The sequence below is a fragment of the Klebsiella sp. CN_Kp113 genome, from assembly GCF_040064585.1.
Classification (GTDB): Bacteria; Pseudomonadota; Gammaproteobacteria; order Enterobacterales; family Enterobacteriaceae; genus Klebsiella; species Klebsiella michiganensis.
Genome location: NZ_JBEAID010000001.1, coordinates 68,558 through 85,920, shown reverse-complemented (window position 1 = coordinate 85,920; position 17,363 = coordinate 68,558). Strand labels below are relative to the sequence as shown.

Annotated in this window: 14 protein-coding genes and 1 pseudogene; 13 read left to right on the top strand and 2 right to left on the bottom strand. The window is 58.8% G+C overall.

From position 1 onward, the window contains the following. Positions 1-71: 71 nt before the first annotated feature. The 4 genes from ABLV30_RS00525 (at position 72) to ABLV30_RS00510 (ending at position 5,526) form a co-directional block, all read left to right on the top strand. Complete coding sequence (locus ABLV30_RS00525; RefSeq protein WP_014229029.1) at positions 72-1,469, top strand: YcjX family protein; 1,398 nt, start codon at positions 72-74, stop codon at positions 1,467-1,469. Then, positions 1,466-2,527: a YcjF family protein gene (locus ABLV30_RS00520; RefSeq protein WP_038424365.1), complete on the top strand. Its 1,062-nt coding sequence runs from the start codon at positions 1,466-1,468 to the stop codon at positions 2,525-2,527. Before ABLV30_RS00525 ends, ABLV30_RS00520 begins: the two co-directional genes overlap by 4 nt. Before the next feature lie 285 nt (positions 2,528-2,812). Further along, entirely contained in the window at positions 2,813-4,354 is a 1,542-nt protein-coding gene (tyrR, locus tag ABLV30_RS00515) for a transcriptional regulator TyrR (protein ID WP_004850219.1), read from the top strand. Positions 4,355-4,470: 116 nt separating this feature from the next. Beyond that, the gene (locus ABLV30_RS00510; protein ID WP_265800973.1) at positions 4,471-5,526 is read left to right on the top strand and encodes an AbrB family transcriptional regulator; all 1,056 of its coding nucleotides are present in this window, start codon (positions 4,471-4,473) and stop codon (positions 5,524-5,526) included. Positions 5,527-5,569: 43 nt separating this feature from the next. Here the strand turns inward: ABLV30_RS00510 and tpx are convergent, their stop codons facing one another. Next, the gene (gene tpx, locus ABLV30_RS00505) at positions 5,570-6,076 is read right to left on the bottom strand and encodes a thiol peroxidase (RefSeq protein ID WP_265800975.1); all 507 of its coding nucleotides are present in this window, start codon (positions 6,074-6,076) and stop codon (positions 5,570-5,572) included. Between the two features lie 101 nt (positions 6,077-6,177). On the opposite strand from tpx, the gene ycjG reads away from it, so the two are divergent. After that, complete coding sequence (gene ycjG, locus ABLV30_RS00500; protein WP_004850227.1) at positions 6,178-7,143, top strand: L-Ala-D/L-Glu epimerase; 966 nt, start codon at positions 6,178-6,180, stop codon at positions 7,141-7,143. On the opposite strand, the gene mpaA is transcribed toward ycjG, so the two are convergent. Further along, entirely contained in the window at positions 7,134-7,847 is a 714-nt protein-coding gene (gene mpaA / locus ABLV30_RS00495) for a murein tripeptide amidase MpaA (RefSeq protein WP_004850230.1), read from the bottom strand. The genes ycjG and mpaA overlap by 10 nt on opposite strands. Before the next feature lie 189 nt (positions 7,848-8,036). Between mpaA and ABLV30_RS00490 the strand changes: the two genes are divergently transcribed. From ABLV30_RS00490 to ABLV30_RS00455, 8 genes and pseudogenes are all read left to right on the top strand, one after another. After that, the gene (locus ABLV30_RS00490) at positions 8,037-9,653 is read left to right on the top strand and encodes a peptide ABC transporter substrate-binding protein (protein ID WP_009653393.1); all 1,617 of its coding nucleotides are present in this window, start codon (positions 8,037-8,039) and stop codon (positions 9,651-9,653) included. A 484-nt stretch (positions 9,654-10,137) separates the two neighbouring features. Then, a pseudogene (locus tag ABLV30_RS00485) lies at positions 10,138-10,299 on the top strand (FAD-dependent oxidoreductase); the annotation flags it as partial. Between the two features lie 146 nt (positions 10,300-10,445). Then, the gene (locus ABLV30_RS00480) at positions 10,446-11,852 is read left to right on the top strand and encodes an LLM class flavin-dependent oxidoreductase (RefSeq protein ID WP_143440442.1); all 1,407 of its coding nucleotides are present in this window, start codon (positions 10,446-10,448) and stop codon (positions 11,850-11,852) included. Continuing rightward, complete coding sequence (locus ABLV30_RS00475; protein ID WP_265800979.1) at positions 11,849-12,868, top strand: methionine ABC transporter ATP-binding protein; 1,020 nt, start codon at positions 11,849-11,851, stop codon at positions 12,866-12,868. The genes ABLV30_RS00480 and ABLV30_RS00475 overlap by 4 nt, the downstream gene beginning before the upstream one ends. Continuing rightward, the gene (locus ABLV30_RS00470) at positions 12,865-13,563 is read left to right on the top strand and encodes a methionine ABC transporter permease (RefSeq protein WP_049079945.1); all 699 of its coding nucleotides are present in this window, start codon (positions 12,865-12,867) and stop codon (positions 13,561-13,563) included. Before ABLV30_RS00475 ends, ABLV30_RS00470 begins: the two co-directional genes overlap by 4 nt. After that, a complete protein-coding gene (locus ABLV30_RS00465; protein WP_014229036.1) occupies positions 13,560-14,438 on the top strand; it encodes a MetQ/NlpA family ABC transporter substrate-binding protein in 879 nt (292 codons plus the stop codon). Before ABLV30_RS00470 ends, ABLV30_RS00465 begins: the two co-directional genes overlap by 4 nt. Before the next feature lie 175 nt (positions 14,439-14,613). After that, on the top strand, positions 14,614-16,035 hold the full coding sequence (locus ABLV30_RS00460; protein ID WP_047724003.1) for an MFS transporter: 1,422 nt from the start codon (positions 14,614-14,616) through the stop codon (positions 16,033-16,035). Between the two features lie 10 nt (positions 16,036-16,045). After that, positions 16,046-17,269 (top strand): acyl-CoA dehydrogenase family protein, encoded by a 1,224-nt coding sequence (locus ABLV30_RS00455; protein ID WP_064406548.1) that lies wholly within the window; start codon positions 16,046-16,048, stop codon positions 17,267-17,269. Positions 17,270-17,363 lie beyond the last annotated feature (94 nt).

Here is a 17,363-nt window from a genome sequence, read left to right as displayed (position 1 = left end):
GCGGGGCTATTGCACTTTATGATTAGCCCTCATGTCTATTTCTCTCGTTCTTCAGGCTCAACAGGATGGCGATGAAGCGACTCAAAACAGAATTTAATGCGCTGGTGAATCGTGGGGTTGACCGGCATCTTCGCCTGGCCGTCACCGGCCTTAGCCGCAGCGGCAAGACCGCCTTTATCACCGCGCTGGTAAATCAACTGCTCAATATTCACGCCGGGGCGCGGCTGCCGCTGCTCAGCGCAGCGCGTGAAGAACGCCTGCTGGGCGTCAAGCGCGTCCCGCAGCGGGATTTCGGCATTCCGCGTTTTACCTATGACGAAGGGCTGGCCCAGCTGTACGGTCAGCCGCCGGTCTGGCCAACGCCCACCCGCGGCGTCAGCGAAATCCGCCTCGCTCTGCGCTATCGCTCCAACGATTCGCTGCTGCGCCATTTTAAAGAGACCTCGACCCTCTACCTGGAGATTGTCGACTATCCCGGCGAGTGGCTGCTGGATCTGCCGATGCTGGCCCAGGACTATCTGACCTGGTCACGGCAGATGACCGGATTACTGCAGGGGCAGAGGGCGGAGTGGTCAGCGCGCTGGCGGCAGCTATGCGAAGGACTGGATCCGCTGGCGCCCGCCGATGAAACCCGTCTGGCGGAGATCGCCGCGGCGTGGACCGACTATCTGCATACCTGTAAGCGCGAAGGGATGCACTTCATTCAGCCGGGGCGCTTTGTGCTGCCCGGCGAAATGGCCGGCGCGCCGGCGCTGCAGTTCTTCCCCTGGCCGGACGTTGATGCCGCCGGTGAAGCTAAGCTGGCGCAGGCGGACAAACAGACCAATGCCGGAATGCTGCGCGAGCGTTTTAAATACTATTGCGAGAAAGTGGTTAAGGGCTTCTACAAAGATCATTTCCTGCGCTTCGATCGGCAGATCGTGCTGGTGGATTGCCTGCAGCCGCTTAATAGCGGGCCGCAGGCGTTTAACGACATGCGTCTCGCGCTGACGCAGCTGATGCAAAGCTTCCACTACGGGCAGCGCACGCTGTTTCGTCGCCTGTTCTCACCGGTTATCGATAAGCTGCTGTTCGCCGCGACCAAAGCCGATCACGTCACCGTCGATCAGCACAGCAATATGGTGTCGCTGCTGCAGCAGCTGATTCAGGATGCCTGGCAGAACGCGGCGTTTGAAGGCATCAGCATGGATTGTCTGGGGCTGGCGTCGATTCAGGCGACGCAGAGCGGCCTTATCGAGGTGAACGGCGAGAAGATCCCTGCGCTGCGGGGGCATCGGCTAAGCGACGGACAGCCGCTGACCGTCTATCCCGGCGAAGTGCCCGCGCGCCTGCCGGGTCAGGCCTTCTGGGAGCAGCAGGGCTTTCAGTTTGAAAACTTTCGCCCGCAGGTAATGGACGTTGATAAACCGCTGCCGCATATTCGCCTTGACGCGGCGCTGGAATTTTTGATCGGAGATAAATTGCGATGACCGAACCTTTAAAACCGCGTATCGATTTCGATGGCCCGCTGGAGGTGGAAAAGGCGCAAATTCTGAAATCCGCGCGCGCTTTTGACGGTGCCGATGCGGAGAAGTTCGCTCCTGCGCGGCTCGACGCGCCGGAAGAAGAAGAGGGCGCGGCGGAAGCGGTGGTGGAATCGGTGCTGCGACCTAAGCGCAGCCTGTGGCGAAAGATGGTCAGCGCCGGGCTGGCTATTTTTGGCGTCAGCGTCGTGGCGCAGGGCGTGCAGTGGACGATGACCGCCTGGCAAACGCAGGACTGGATCGCCCTCGGCGGCTGCGCTGCCGGCGCGCTGATCGTCGGGGCGGGCGTCGGTTCGGTGGCGACCGAATGGCGCCGGCTGTGGCGGCTACGCCAGCGCGCCCACGAGCGCGATGAGGCGCGGGATCTGATGCACAGCCATGCGGTCGGCAAAGGGCGCGCCTTTTGCGAAAAGCTGGCCCAGCAGGCGGGGCTGGATCACTCGCACCCGGCGCTGCAGCGCTGGTATGCGGCGATCCATGAAACGCAGAACGATCGTGAAGTGGTGAGCCTGTACGCGCAGATCGTGCAGCCGATACTGGATGCGCAGGCGCGGCGTGAGATTAGCCGTTCGGCGGCGGAATCGACGCTGATGATTGCCGTCAGCCCGCTGGCGCTGGTGGATATGGCGTTTATCGCCTGGCGTAATTTACGTCTGATCAACCGCATCGCCACTCTGTACGGTATTGAACTGGGCTACTACAGCCGCCTGCGCCTGTTCCGCCTGGTGCTGCTGAATATCGCTTTTGCCGGCGCCAGCGAGCTGGTGCGGGAAGTCGGGATGGACTGGATGTCGCAGGATCTCGCGGCCAGGCTATCGGCGCGCGCGGCGCAGGGAATTGGCGCCGGTCTGCTGACGGCGCGGCTGGGTATTAAGGCGATGGAGCTGTGCCGTCCGCTGCCGTGGATCGCCGACGATAAACCGAGGCTGGGGGATTTTCGCCGCGAGCTGATCGGCCAGCTAAAAGAGACGTTGCAGAAGAGCAAAAGCGGCGCGGAAAAATAAGTCGCTTAAGCATTCCCGGCTTGCGGCGTGAACGCCTTAGCCGGGCTACCGTTTCACAGAAGGCTGTAACCTGTAGCCCGGCTACGCGCAGCGCAAGCCGGGGAGAAAAGCAGAAGCGATGATAGCCGCTTATCTCATCGTCATTTTTCCTCTGAGCGCATAACTTTACGGCAGAAAGGCCATTTTTCCGCCATACTGTCAATAATTGTTGACAGCTATCTTCACGCCAGCAAATAACTGTCCTATTATTCATCGGTTATTGGCCTCTTTAGGGTGAAAACGCCTATGCGTCTTGAAGTCTTTTGTGAAGACCGTCTTGGTCTGACTCGTGAATTGCTCGATTTACTGGTGCTGCGCGGTATCGACCTGCGGGGCATCGATATTGACCCTATTGGCCGAATTTATCTCAACTTCGCCGAGCTGGATTTCGCCAGCTTCAGCAGCCTGATGGCGGAAATTCGTCGTATCGCCGGCGTCACCGACGTGCGCACCGTGGCGTGGATGCCGTCAGAGCGCGAACATCTGGCGCTCAGCGCGCTGCTGGTGGCGATGCCTGAGCCGGTGCTGTCTCTCGACACCAAAGGAAAAGTCGAACTGGCTAACCCGGCCAGCTGCCAGCTGTTTGGCCAGAGTCAGGAGAAGCTGCGCAGCCACCCGGTCGCGCAGCTGATTACCGATTTTAACGTCCAGCGCTGGCTGGAAAACAGTCCGCAGGAGTCCCACGCCGAGCACGTGGTGGTCAACGGGCAGAACTTCCTGCTGGAGATCACCCCGGTTTATCTCGAAGGCGAACACGGCGAGAAGGTACTGACCGGCGCGGTAGCGATGCTGCGTTCAACGGTCCGTATGGGGCGCCAGCTGCAAACGATGACCATTCAGGACACCAGCGCCTTTAGCCAGATCCTCGCCGTAGGCCCGAAAATGCGCCACGTTGTCGAGCAGGCCCGTAAGCTGGCCATGCTCAGCGCGCCGCTGCTGATCGTCGGTGATACCGGCACAGGGAAAGATTTGCTGGCCCACGCCTGCCATCTGGCCAGCCCGCGCGCGGGGAAACCTTATCTGGCGCTGAACTGCGGCTCCATCCCGGAAGACGCGGTGGAGAGCGAGCTGTTCGGCGACGCCGTTCAGGGCAAGAAAGGCTTCTTCGAGCAGGCTAACGGCGGCTCGGTTTTGCTGGATGAAATTGGCGAAATGTCGCCGCGCATGCAGACCAAGCTGCTGCGCTTCCTCAACGATGGAACTTTCCGCCGCGTTGGTGAAGATCATGAAGTCCACGTTGATGTCCGGGTGATCTGCGCTACCCAGAAAAACCTGGTGGAGCTGGTGCAAAAAGGGCTGTTCCGCGAGGACCTCTACTATCGTCTTAACGTCCTGACCCTGTATCTGCCGCCGCTGCGCGATTGCCCGCAGGACATCATGCCGCTGACCGAGCTGTTCGTGGCGCGTTTTGCCGATGAGCAGGGCATCCCGCGGCCGAAACTCTCCGCTGATTTGAACAGCGTTTTGATGCGCTACAGCTGGCCGGGCAACGTGCGCCAGCTCAAAAATGCGATCTATCGCGCGCTGACGCAGCTGGACGGTTTCGAGCTGCGCCCTCAGGATATTCTGCTGCCGGATCACGACGTCTCCTCGCTGGCGGTAGGCGAAGAAGCGATGGAAGGCTCGCTGGATGATATTACCCGCCGTTTCGAACGTTCGGTGCTCACCCAGCTTTATCGCAGCTTCCCCAGCACGCGTAAGCTGGCCAAGCGTCTTGGCGTCTCGCATACCGCTATCGCCAACAAGCTGCGTGAATATGGTCTGAGCCAGAAAAAGGGCGATGAGTAATGCCCGTCGGCCGGCTGCCTGCGCCGCCGGCCGGCATTTCCAGAAAAGGGAGGGGGGCTGGCGTCAAATGAATCGGTATATACTGCGTTTTTACCCTCTTTATGGCAGGCATACGCATGCGGATCTGGCGTAGTCATTTTTTTCAATGGATGAAACTGCTGGCGCTCTCCATCGCGATCTCTTTTGTGCTGTTCTGGTTTCACCTTCCCGCCGCGCTGCTGCTGGGGCCGATGATTGCCGGCATCACCCTGAGCCTGCGCGGTGCGGCAATTCGCGTACCCCGTCCCTTTTTTATTGCCGCCCAGGCGATTATCGGCTGCATGATTGCCCGCAGCCTGACGCCCTCCATTTTCGGCGTTCTGCTGGCAAACTGGGCGCTGGTGCTGCTGATTCTCTTTTCCACGCTCGCTATCAGCGCGCTGGCGGGATGGCTGCTGGTGCGCTACAGCGACCTGCCCGGCGCCACCGGGGCGTGGGGGAGTTCGCCGGGCGGCGCCTCGGCGATGGTGATTATGGCCCAGGAGTACGGCGCCGATGTCCGGCTGGTCGCGCTGATGCAGTATCTGCGGGTGCTGTTTGTTGCCGGCGCCGCGGCGCTGGTGGTGCGCGTCGCGCTCGGCGGTGAAGCGCAGGAGATGACTCAGCAGGTCGCCTGGTTTCCGCCGATCAGCCGGCAGCTGCCGCTTACGCTGCTGTTGACGGCGGCGGCGGGGTGGCTTGGGCTGCGGCTGCGCTTTCCTTCCGGGGCGATGCTCTTCCCGATGCTGATTGGCGCGCTGGTGCAGGGAGAAGGCTGGCTGCTGCTCGAACTTCCCGAATGGCTGCTGGCGCTGGCCTATGCCGCCGTCGGCTGGAGCGTTGGTCTAAAGTTTAATAAACAGATTTTCCTGCTGGCGCTGAAAACCCTGCCGCAGATCCTGGCATCGATTATCGGCCTGATCCTGCTGTGCGCGCTGATGGCTTATGGGCTGACGCAGATTTTGCCGCTGGACTTTATGACCGCCTATCTGGCAACCAGTCCGGGCGGACTGGACACGGTGGCGATTATCGCCGCCGGTACGCGGGCGGATATGTCGTTTATTATGGCAATGCAGACGCTGCGCCTGTTCACTATCTTATTGACCGGCCCGGCGATTGCGCGCTTCATCTCCCGCTATGCGGCGCGGGAATAAAAAAAGCCCCCGTTTAACGAGGGCTTATAACCTGGCGGGGATATTATGCTTTCAGCGCGGCCAGGGCTGCGTCGTAGTCCGGCTCTTCGGTGATTTCATTCACCAGCTGGCTGTAAACAACCTGGTCATTTTCATCAATGACGACCACAGCACGCGCCGCCAGACCGGCCAGCGGGCCCGCAGAGATAGCGACGCCGTAGTCGGCCAGGAACTGCGCGCCGCGCAGGGTAGACAGAGTGACAACGTTGTTCAGGCCTTCTGCGCCGCAGAAGCGAGACTGCGCGAACGGCAGGTCAGCGGAAATGCACAGCACGATGGTGTTGTCCAGTTCAGACGCCAGCTGGTTAAATTTACGTACCGATGCCGCGCAAACGCCGGTATCGATGCTTGGGAAAATGTTCAGCACTTTACGGGAGCCGGCGAACTGGCTCAGCGCGACGTCAGAGAGATCTTTGGCCACCAGCGTAAACGGCTGCGCTTTAGCGCCTGCCTGCGGAATGGTGCCTTGAACAGAAACGGGGTTGCCCTGGAAATGCACGGTTTGTGACATGGTTATCTTCCTGTTTACATATAGTTAACGTCGCGGCTAGTGTATGACATCCGTCATCAGCACGGCAAATCCTTTTAATACTTACCTGCGAGGTTCAGGGAATGCGAAATCTGCGAGTCTATGAAGAAGCCTGGCCGTTACATACTCCGTTTGTGATCGCCCGCGGCAGCCGCAGCGAGGCAAAAGTCGTGGTGGTGGAGATTGAAGAGAATGGCGTCAAGGGGACAGGTGAGTGCACGCCCTATCCTCGTTACGGAGAGAGTATAGCTTCGGTGATGGCGCAGATTATGGCGATTGGCGAACAGATTGAACGCGGCGTCTCTCGTGAGCAGATTCAGCACCTGCTGCCCCCCGGGGCCGCGCGTAACGCCGTGGACTGCGCGCTCTGGGACTGTCAGGCGCGCAGCGCGGGTAAGAGCATCGCGCAGCTGTTGGGCGTGACGCTGCCCAACCGGGTGGTTACGGCGCAAACGGTGGTTATCGGCACGCCGGACCAGATGGCGGCGAGCGCGGCGGCGCTGTGGGAAAAAGGGGCCACGTTGCTGAAAGTGAAGCTCGACGATCATCTGATTAGCGAGCGGTTGATTGCCATTCGTGAAGCGGTTCCGCAGGCAACGCTCATCGTGGATGCCAACGAAGCCTGGCGCAGCGATGGCCTGGCCGAGCGCTGTCAGCTGCTGGCGGATATTGGCGTGGCGATGCTGGAACAGCCGCTTCCGGCTGGGGCCGATGAAGCGCTGGAGAATTTTATCCACCCGCTGCCCATTTGCGCCGATGAGAGCTGTCATACGCGCGACAGCCTGGCGGCGCTGCGCGGCCGCTATGAGATGGTCAATATCAAACTGGATAAGACCGGCGGTCTGACCGAAGCGCTGCTATTGGCTGAGGAGGCGGAGCGCCTGGGATTTGCGCGGATGCTGGGCTGCATGCTGTGTACCTCAAGAGCCATCAGCGCGGCGCTGCCGCTGGCGCCGCTGGCCCGATTTGCCGACCTCGATGGCCCGACCTGGCTGGCGGTGGACGTTGAGCCGGCGCTGCATTTCAGCACCGGCGTGCTTCATCTTTGAGGATGCCAGTGCAGCAGGTCCGTCATCGCCTGAAGGTATTTATCCGTCGCCTCGTCGGCGGATATCGGCGGGAATTCGGCGGTGATGCAGGGCAGGCCGATATCCGCGCACCAGCTGCCAAAGGAGCCGGGCGTTTCATAGCCGACGCTGCCCACCAGCGGCAGGCTGAACGCCCCGGCAAGCCACTGCCCCAGCGCGCTGTGGCCGGGGTCTTCAATACAGGCCAGCGGATCGTGAAACGAAACCACCCATGCGGGATGGATCTGGTGGATCAGCTGGCACAGCGCCTGGGTTTCCGGTTCTGAACCGGGTTTTTCGCCGGTGAGCAGAACCACATCGCGCTGTTCCGCCGCGCTGTTCCAGCGATAAACCGTTTCGCCTTCTTTCCAGTTTGCCGCCGGAAAATTCCGGTTCAGGTCGATGCCGCGCGCGTTGGCGCGCAGCCCCAGCTGGCAACCGTCCGGGTTGACCGCCAGCACGACATGATGGCGGCGCAGCTCGGGTTTGAGCGTACGTAGCGCGCAGGAGAGGGTGACAATCGATGCGTTTTCATCGCCGTGGGTACCGGCAAGGATCAGGCCGCTGCGGCTATCGGCCAGCGGTGCAGGGAACCACAGCAGCGGCGCGCCGAGGTGAGACTGGCCATAGCGTTGTGTGCCGGGCGGAAAATCACCGCGCTGAGGGCGAGGACGAGAAACGGGCATAGGGCATCCTGTTGTCAGGTTATTTTTCAGCAGTGTTGTGTAAAACCGTCCCGGAATCAAATAGTTTCCAGCGAGGACGAAATCAGCATATATGTCAACTTTCTTTCACAAGCCGTTTGCAATTTCAGGTGATGAAACAAATAATTATCGCACTGCCAGCTCTGGTTTTTTTATTTTAAAGGGGATCTTATGAAGTATCCTGTCACATTGACATGCGGCGCGCTGTGGTTAGCCAGCGTCTCTTCTCTTGCCTGGGCGGCCGATGTCCCGCCGGGCACCGTATTAGCCGAAAAACAGGTGCTGGTGCGGCACATTAAAGATGAACCCGCCTCCTTAGATCCCGCCAAAGCCGTCGGTCTGCCTGAAATTCAGGTTATCCGCGATCTTTTTGAAGGTTTAGTCAATCAGGACGAGAAAGGCAATCTGATTCCAGGCGTGGCGACTCGCTGGCAGAGCAATGATAATCGCGTCTGGACATTTACCCTGCGCGATAACGCCCGCTGGTCCGACGGAACGCCGGTAACGGCGGAGGATTTCGTCTATAGCTGGCGGCGGCTGGTTGATCCTAAAACCACCTCCCCGTTTGCCTGGTTTGCTGCGCTGGCCGGAATCGCCAATGCGCAAAATATTATTGATGGTAAAGCCGCGCCGGATACCCTCGGCGTCACCGCCGTGGACGCGCGTACCTTGCGCGTGCAGCTGGATAAACCGCTGCCGTGGTTCAGCAATCTGACGGCGAGCTTTGCTTTCTATCCGGTGCAGAAGGCTAACGTGGAGAGCGGCGACAACTGGACGCGTCCGGGAAGCCTGATTGGCAACGGCGCGTATGTCTTAAAAGATCGCGTGGTGAATGAAAAGCTGGTGGTGGTTCCCAATACGCACTACTGGGATAACGGCAAAACGGTGATCCAGCAGGTCACATTTACGCCCATTAACCAGGAATCGGCGGCCACCAAACGCTATCTGGCCGGCGATATCGATATCACCGAGTCGTTCCCGAAAAATCTGTACCAGAAGCTGCTGAAGGATATTCCGGGGCAGGTCTATACCCCGCCGCAGCTGGGTACTTATTATTACGCGTTTAACACGCAGAAAGGGCCAACCGCCGATGAGCGCGTCCGCCTGGCGCTCAGCATGACTATCGATCGCCGTCTGATGGCGGAGAAAATTCTGGGTACCGGCGAGAAACCGGCCTGGCGCTTCACCCCGGACGTGACCGCAGGTTTTACCCCGCAGCCGACGCAAATCGAGAGCATGAGCCAGGCCGAGCTGAATGCCCAGGCCAAAGCGCTGCTGCAGGCGGCGGGCTACGGTCCGAACCGTCCGCTGAAGCTGACGCTGCTGTACAACACCTCGGAGAACCACCAGAAAATCGCGATTGCGGTGGCTTCCATGTGGAAGAAAAATCTGGGCGTCGACGTGAAGCTGCAAAATCAGGAGTGGAAAACCTATATCGACAGCCGCAATACCGGCAACTTCGATGTGATTCGCGCCTCATGGGTCGGGGATTACAACGAGCCGTCGACGTTCCTGTCGCTGCTCACCTCGACCCACAGCGGTAATATCTCCCGTTTCAACGATCCGGCCTACGACAAAATTCTGACCCAGGCGGCGCTGGAAACGTCGGAAAAGGCGCGCAATGACGATTACAACGCGGCGGAAAAAATCATTATGGCGAAAGCGCCCATCGCGCCGATTTATCAGTACACCAACGGGCGTCTGATTAAACCGTGGCTGAAAGGGTATCCGATAGCCAATCCGGAGGACGTGGCCTATAGCCGCACAATGTATATCGTGAAGCACTGATGCGTACTGACCTCCTGCTAACATCAGACAACCATCGCTAAACCCACAACTGGCGCGGCTTACAGCGCCAGTGTCTCCTTTCGCATTCTGAGTATCTTCATCCAGGTCGTTTCAGCCCCAAACTCCCACTTTCCGATGCTGTTATTCGTTCAGGATTAAAGCAGTGCCGTCAACTCAGTGAACAACTTTAGCTCGCACGCGTTGCAGGCGTCGCAACGTAATAGTACTGGCACCAGCAACCAGAGGCACGCCTTGCCCGGCTGTTGCTAATACAACAGGCTGTGTGCATCAGTTGGCGCATTCGCAACAGCTCTTGCGCAAGCCTATTTTTTAAAACCATTGATTAACATGAATTAAATAATGCGCAGCCTTTGGCATGATTATCGCTAACACCCATATAACAAAATTAAAATAACTCTTCGATAAATATCGAATATGGTTATATAGGAAATGGATAATGACGCAGAAAGCTGACGATAATATCAACATATTGGCGTTCTCTCACCGTAGGTTGCTCTCGCAGAGCAACCTTAGCGGAGAAAGCGAGGAATGGCCTGGCGACTATCGGCAGGGAACGCTGCGCCAGCGCTTCCTGCATCATCTGCGTAGCTACTGGGATGTGCATCGTTATCAGAAAGCGCCGCAGCAGGTGGCCGATCGTGCTGCCGCCATTGCCGGAGAAACGCTGGGTTTCAGCCTGTCCGCCCGATGTCCCGAGTCCTGATTTTTTCCCCTTTTATCCTTTTCATTAATAAGCGTGTGCCAGTACCTGGACACACCGTGGAGAGCGCTATGCCATCGCAACGAGAGATTCGCCTTAACGCGTTTGATATGAACTGTGTCGGTCACCAGTCGCCGGGCCTGTGGGCCCATCCGCGCGACCGCTCCTGGCAATATAAAGATCTGGAATATTGGGTCGATCTGGCGCGCCTTCTGGAGCGCGGCAAATTTGACGGCTTGTTTATTGCCGATGTGCTTGGCGTTTACGATGTATTTAACGGCAACGGCGATGCGGCGATTCGTCAGGCGACGCAGGTGCCGGTAAACGATCCGCTGGCGCTGATAACCCCGATGGCGCTGGTGACGGAACACCTTGGCTTTGGTCTGACCGCATCGCTGTCATTTGAGCATCCCTATCCATTTGCCCGTCGGCTGTCGACGCTCGATCATCTGACCAAAGGACGCGTGGGCTGGAATATTGTTACCTCGTATCTGGAAAGCGGCGCCCGCAATATTGGGTATCAGGCGCAGACCGACCATGATGCGCGCTACGACTACGCCGATGAATACCTCGACGTCGTGTATAAACTGCTGGAAGGCAGTTGGGAAGACGGCGCGGTTTTGCGCGATCGCGAACGGGGAATTTTTAGCGATCCGCAGAAAATCCATCCGATTAACCATCAGGGCAACTTTTTCTCCGTTCCGGGCATCCATCTGTGCGAGCCGTCGCCGCAGCGCACACCGGTTCTCTATCAGGCGGGGGCCTCCAGCCGCGGAAAACAGTTTGCCGCCACGCATGCCGAGTGCGTTTTTGTCGCTGCGCCGTCGAAAGTTCTGTTGAAGAAGACGGTCGCGGATATTCGTCGTCGCGCCGCGGAAGCCGGGCGCGATCCGCGCAGCATTCTGATTTTCAATCTGCAAACGGCGATCGTGGGCGAAACCGATCGCGAGGCGCAGGCCAAATGGCAGGAATACAAATCATACGTTAGCTATGAGGGCGCGCTGGCGCTGATCTCCGGCTGGACCGGCATTGACTTCAGTCAGTATCGGCCGGACCAGGTGCTGAAATACCTGCATACCAATGCCATTCAGTCGGCGGTTGAGGCGTTTTCCACCGCCGACCCGAATCGTCAATGGACGGTGGAAGCGCTGGCGGACTGGGTGGGCATCGGCGGCTTTGGCCCGCTGCTCGTCGGCAGTGCGGAAACGGTGGCCGATGAACTGCAATCCTGGGTCGAGGAAACCGATGTCGATGGCTTCAATCTGGCCTACGCCGTGACGCATGAAACCTTCCGCGACGTGGTGGAGCTATTAATACCAGAGCTGCAAAAACGCGGCGTCTTTAAGCAGGATTACCGGCAAGGCACGCTGCGCGAAAAACTGTTCGGCGCCGGGTCGCGCCTGACCGCGCCGCATCCGGGGGCATACTACCGTCGCGGCGTGCGAAACGATGTCGGGGCGAAGGAGACGGCGGCATGATTGATATCGATAATCTGCATAAACGCTACCGCACGGCGGATGGCCGCGTCAGCGAGGTTCTGAAGGGATTATCGCTCAGGGTGCCCGCCAGCTCCATCACTGCGGTGGTAGGGCCGAGCGGTGCGGGGAAATCGACCCTGGCGCGCTGCATCAGCCTGCTGGAACGCCCCGATAGCGGCAGTATCAAGGTTAACGGCAAAGACTTGTCATTACTGTCAGGGGAGGCGCTGCGGCGTGAACGGCGCGCGATCGGCACCGTTTTTCAATCCTCAGCGCTGCTGAATCGCAAAACGGCGTGGCAAAACATCGCGGTGCCGCTGGAGTATCTGGGCGTGGTGGAACGCGACATTAAGGCGCGGGTCGGTGAACTACTGGAGAGCGTAGGGCTGAGTCACAAAGCGGAGGCCTATCCGTCCCAGCTTTCCGGCGGACAGCGTCAGCGCATTGGTATCGCTCGCGCGCTGGCATTACGTCCGTCGGTACTGCTGGCGGACGAGGCCACGTCTGGGCTGGATCCCCAGGCGACCGCCACGGTGCTGGGTTTGCTCCGACAGCTACGTGATGAGTACCGGCTGGCGATAGTCCTGATTACTCATGAAATGGATGCGGTACGCGCCGCGGCGGATGCGGTGGCGGAAATCCGCGATGGCGCGATAGTCCAGTACGGGCAGGTGAAAGAGCTGCTGGCCCGTCCGGATTCCCTGCTTGGTCAGCAGCTATTGCCGCTGTCGCCCATCGCTGTTAACTGCGATCTGCTGCTGCGCCTGAGTTATCGCTGGGATGTGCCGGTGGCGACTGACTGGATCAGCCGTCTGAGCCACCAGCATACGCTACAGATAGATTTGCTCGGCGGCCATGTGGAAGTGATCAACGGTCAACTGGCGGGGCGTTTACAGGTCGGCGTCCGATTTCAGGGACAACGACTGTCAGCGGATCGAACGATCGCGCTTTTAGCGCAGCTGGGCATTGCGGCGGAAATCCTTGCACACGCCCCCGAGCTACAGGAGGCGGTATGAAACCGACAGTGATAAGCCAGGATACGCCGTGGCATGAAATCCATACATTGCTGCTGCCTGCTTATGGTGAAACCTGGCTGATGGTTGCCATTGTGATGCTGTTTGTGGTGACCCTTGGCGGCGCGGTGGGCGTGGTGTTATTCAACGCCTCGCCGCGAGGATTATTTCCGCATCCCGCGCTTTACCAGGTGCTTAACTGGGGCGTCAACATGGGGCGCTCTCTGCCCTTTCTGGTGTTAATGGCGGCGATTATCCCGTTTACGTTCTGGCTTACGGGTACCACTATCGGCATTCCTGCCGCGGTGGTGCCGATGATTGCTGCTGGCGTGCCATTTTTTGGCCGTCTGGTGGAAAACGCCCTGCGCGAACTCCCGGCGGAGGTTACCGCGGTGGGGCTGGTGTGCGGCGGTTCGCGCTGGCAGATAATCCGCCACGCGCAGCTCAGCGAGGCGCTGCCTGCGCTGGTGGCGGCGGTCACGCTTAACCTGGTGTCGATGATCGAATATTCGGCGATTGCCGGCACTATCGGTGCGGGCGGAATCGGCTATCTGGCGGTCGTGTACGGCTATCAGCGTTTCGACAATCACATCATGATCGCCACCATTGTCGTGCTGATCGCCACGATTCAGATCATTCAATTCTTTGGCGACCGTCTGGTCAATAAGCTTCGCCACACTCAGGGGATTTCTTCATGACAACAGAACAGTTTGAACTCCGTAAAGCCCGCCGCTGGCCATGGCTGGCGGCGCTGGCAGCGATCGCGGCGCTGGCCGTCGCGTTCTGGTGGTGGCGCGGATACGCGCAGGCGCCGCAGGTCGTTTTCGGTACGACGTTAAAAATTCACTACGAACCGGCGATGGCGGGCGAGCAGCGAATTATTGAGTACATCAGTCAGCATATTGCGCCCGATTATGGCCTGAAGCTGGAGGCGGTGGGCGTACAGGATCCGGTACAGGCGGACAGAGCCGTGGCGGAGGGGCAGTATGCCGGCACTATCTATCAACATCAGTGGTGGCTTAAGCAGGTGGTGGACGCCAACGGCTTTGCGCTTTCGACGACCGTGCCGGTTTTTCAGTGGGCCTTCGGGATCTATTCCGACCGCTATAAATCGGTACAGGATTTGCCCGTCGGGGCGACCCTCGTCGTGCCGGATGATGGCGCTAACCAGGGGCAGGCATTATGGTTGCTGCAAAGGATAGGGTTAATCTCACTCGATCCGGCGGTTGAGCCGCGCACGGCGAAACTGAAAAATATTGTCGGCAACCCGCACAAGTTCAATTTTAAAGAGCTGGATTTATTAACCATGCCGCGTGCGCTGAATTCGGTGGATGCCGCTATTGGTTATGTCTCACAATTTGATGCCGGAAAAGTCCCGCGAGAAAAAGGCATATTATTCCCGCCTGCGCCTAAAACGTTTGCCTCGCAATTAGTCATCGGTACACCGTATTTATCGCAGGAGAATATTGTCAAATTAAAACAGGCTTTTTCCGATCCGCGTATTCAGACGTGGTTAAAGACCACTGACGATCCGCTGGTCAAAGACGTACTGGTTCCGGTCTCAGCAAACTAAGACATCATTGATGAAACGATAATAACCGGACGGGCGTTTGCTCTCCCGGTTACTGGCGTCATTATTTATTAACTTATTGAATATATTTATAATTATATGATTATTTGTTGTTTTTAATATGCTAAAGCCCGGCTTATAACCAGAGTCACCTGCACAATTATATAAGGTAAATAATATGAGTACTCTGTCTGTTGATAATGCTGGCGCCGTTTCGGCGCCGGTGAGTAGCGTAGGGGATGTGGCGCGATTAATTAATTCCGGCAGGGAGCAGAGTAAATATGCGCGGATGATTGTATTCCTCGCGCTCGGCGGTGTATTCCTCGACGCTTATGATTTAACCACGCTCTCTTACGGTATTGATGATGTGGTGCGGGAATTCCAGCTCTCGCCGCTTTTAACCGGCATTGTCACCTCGTCAATAATGGTCGGCACGATTATCGGTAATTTAATCGGCGGCTGGCTGACGGATAAATATGGCCGTTATTCGGTGTTTATGGCCGATATGCTATTTTTTGTGGTATCGGCGGTTGCGGCGGGACTGGCGCCGAATGTCTGGGTATTAATCGGCGCGCGGTTCCTGATGGGGATTGGCGTCGGGATCGATCTCCCGGTCGCCATGTCTTATCTGGCCGAGTTTTCCCGCTTTAGCGGGAAGGGTAATAAGGCCGCGCGGCTCGCGGCCTGGTGTCCGATGTGGTACGCCGCCTCGACGGTCTGTTTTTTAATCATCTTTGGGCTCTATTTCCTGTTGCCAAAAGAACATCTGGACTGGCTGTGGCGCGCATCGCTGCTGTTCGGCGCGGTTCCGGCGCTGCTGATTATTGCCGTGCGCAGCAAATTCATGAATGAATCGCCGTTATGGGCGGCCAACCAGGGCGATCTGACCTCGGCTGTGCGTATTCTGCGCGACTCTTACGGGATCAACGCTCACGAAGCACCGCCAGAACGTCCTGCTCCGCCGCCCAAAGTGAGCTTTCGCGTGCTATTTGCAAAACCGTACCGCGAACGCACTATTGTCGCCGGGGTGATGAACGTCTGTATCTCATTTGAGTATACGGCGATCGCCTTTTTCCTGCCGTCCATTCTCGCCCAATTCCTTGGCGCTGGCGTGTTCGAAACCATCTCCGCCTCGCTGGGACTCAATGCGCTGTTCGCCTTTACCGGTGGGCTGCTGGGGATGCACCTGGCATGGAAATACCCGTCGCGACACGTCGCGATCGCCGGGTTCGCACTGCAGTTTATCGCCCTGATCGTCCTCGCGCTGGTGGGGCAACCGCAGGCCGCGCTGGGTGTGGCGCTGGCGATTGCGATGCTGGGGCTGTGGCTGTTTGCCGAGGGCTTTGGTCCCGGCGCGCAGTTGATGATCTATCCGGCGCTTTCATACCCAACCGCTATTCGCGCCACCGGGGTCGGCTTCAGCCGCGCGCTTTCCGGTATTGGCAGCGCGCTGGCGCTGTTTGTGCTGCCGCTGCTGCAGGCATCGCTCGGTACGCAAATGTTCTGGGTCGTATCGCTGGCCGCCATTATCCCGATTTTCTTCCTGCTCGCGGTACGCCATGAGCCTACCCAATATGACATTGACGACAGCCACCATTGAGGAACAGAAAATGACTTTACTCTCTACCGGCACCGACTATGAACAGCTGGCGGCGACCTTCCGACCGATTTTTGCCCGTATCGCGCAGGGAGCGGCAGGGCGCGAACAAAACCGCATCCTGCCCGATGAGCAGATCCGCTGGTTGAAAGAGGCCGGATTTGGCACGGTACGCATTCCGCGGGAAAAGGGCGGCTGGGGCGCGTCGTTGCCGCAATTAATTGCGCTGCTTATTGAGCTGGCTCAGGCCGACTCCAACCTGCCGCAGGCGCTGCGGGCGCATTTCGCCTTCGTTGAAGACCGCCTCAATCAACCTGACTCGCCGGCGCGCGATCGCTGGTTCCGTCGCTTCCTCGACGGCGAGATGGTGGGCAGCGGCTGGACCGAAATCGGCGCGGTCAGGCTGGGGGAGGTTTTCACCCGCGTAACGCCCGTTGAAGGCGGCTGGCGGCTGGACGGTGAGAAATTCTATAGCACAGGTACGCTGTTTGCCGACTGGATAGATGTTTTCGCCCGGCGCAGCGACAACCAGGGCGATGTGATTGCGCTGGTCAGCACGAGCCAGGCCGGCGTTGAACGCGAGGATGACTGGGATGGCTTCGGTCAGCGTCTGACCGGCAGCGGCACGACCCGCTTCAAACAGGCACAGGTGGAGCAGGATCACGTCTACGACTTTGCGCAGCGCTTTCGTTATCAGACCGCGTTTTATCAGCATATCCTGCTGGCGACGCTGGCGGGAATTGGCCTGGCAGTTGAGCGTGACGTCGCCGAAGGCGTGAAAAAGCGGACCCGGATGTACAGCCACGGCAATGCCGCCGTGCCGCGCGACGATGCGCAGGTACTCCAGGTTGTGGGACAAATCAGTAGCTGGAGTTGGGCGACGCGGGCGGCGGTATTGCAGGCGGCGGAATCGTTGCATCAGGCCTACCTTGCGCATGCCAGCGGCGACGAAGCGCTCATTGAACAGCGCAATCGTCTGGCTGAAGTCGAAGCGGCGCAGGCGCAGGTGATTGCCAGCGACTGGATCCCGCGTGCGGCCACCGAGCTGTTCAACGCCCTCGGCGCGTCGGATACGCGAGTGAGTAAGGCCCTTGATCGGCACTGGCGCAACGCGCGCACCGTGGCATCGCACAATCCGGTGATTTATAAGGCGCGAAATATCGGTAACTGGTTGGTTAACGGCGAAGCGCCAACCTTTATCTGGCAGATTGGCGACGGCGAGAAATCGCAGGGCTGAGAAACACGGCGAAGGAGCCTCTCCGTAAGGATCGTTGGCACCCCCATCACGATTGAGCGGGGGAGCATCCCCCGGATCATGGACGACTGGGGGC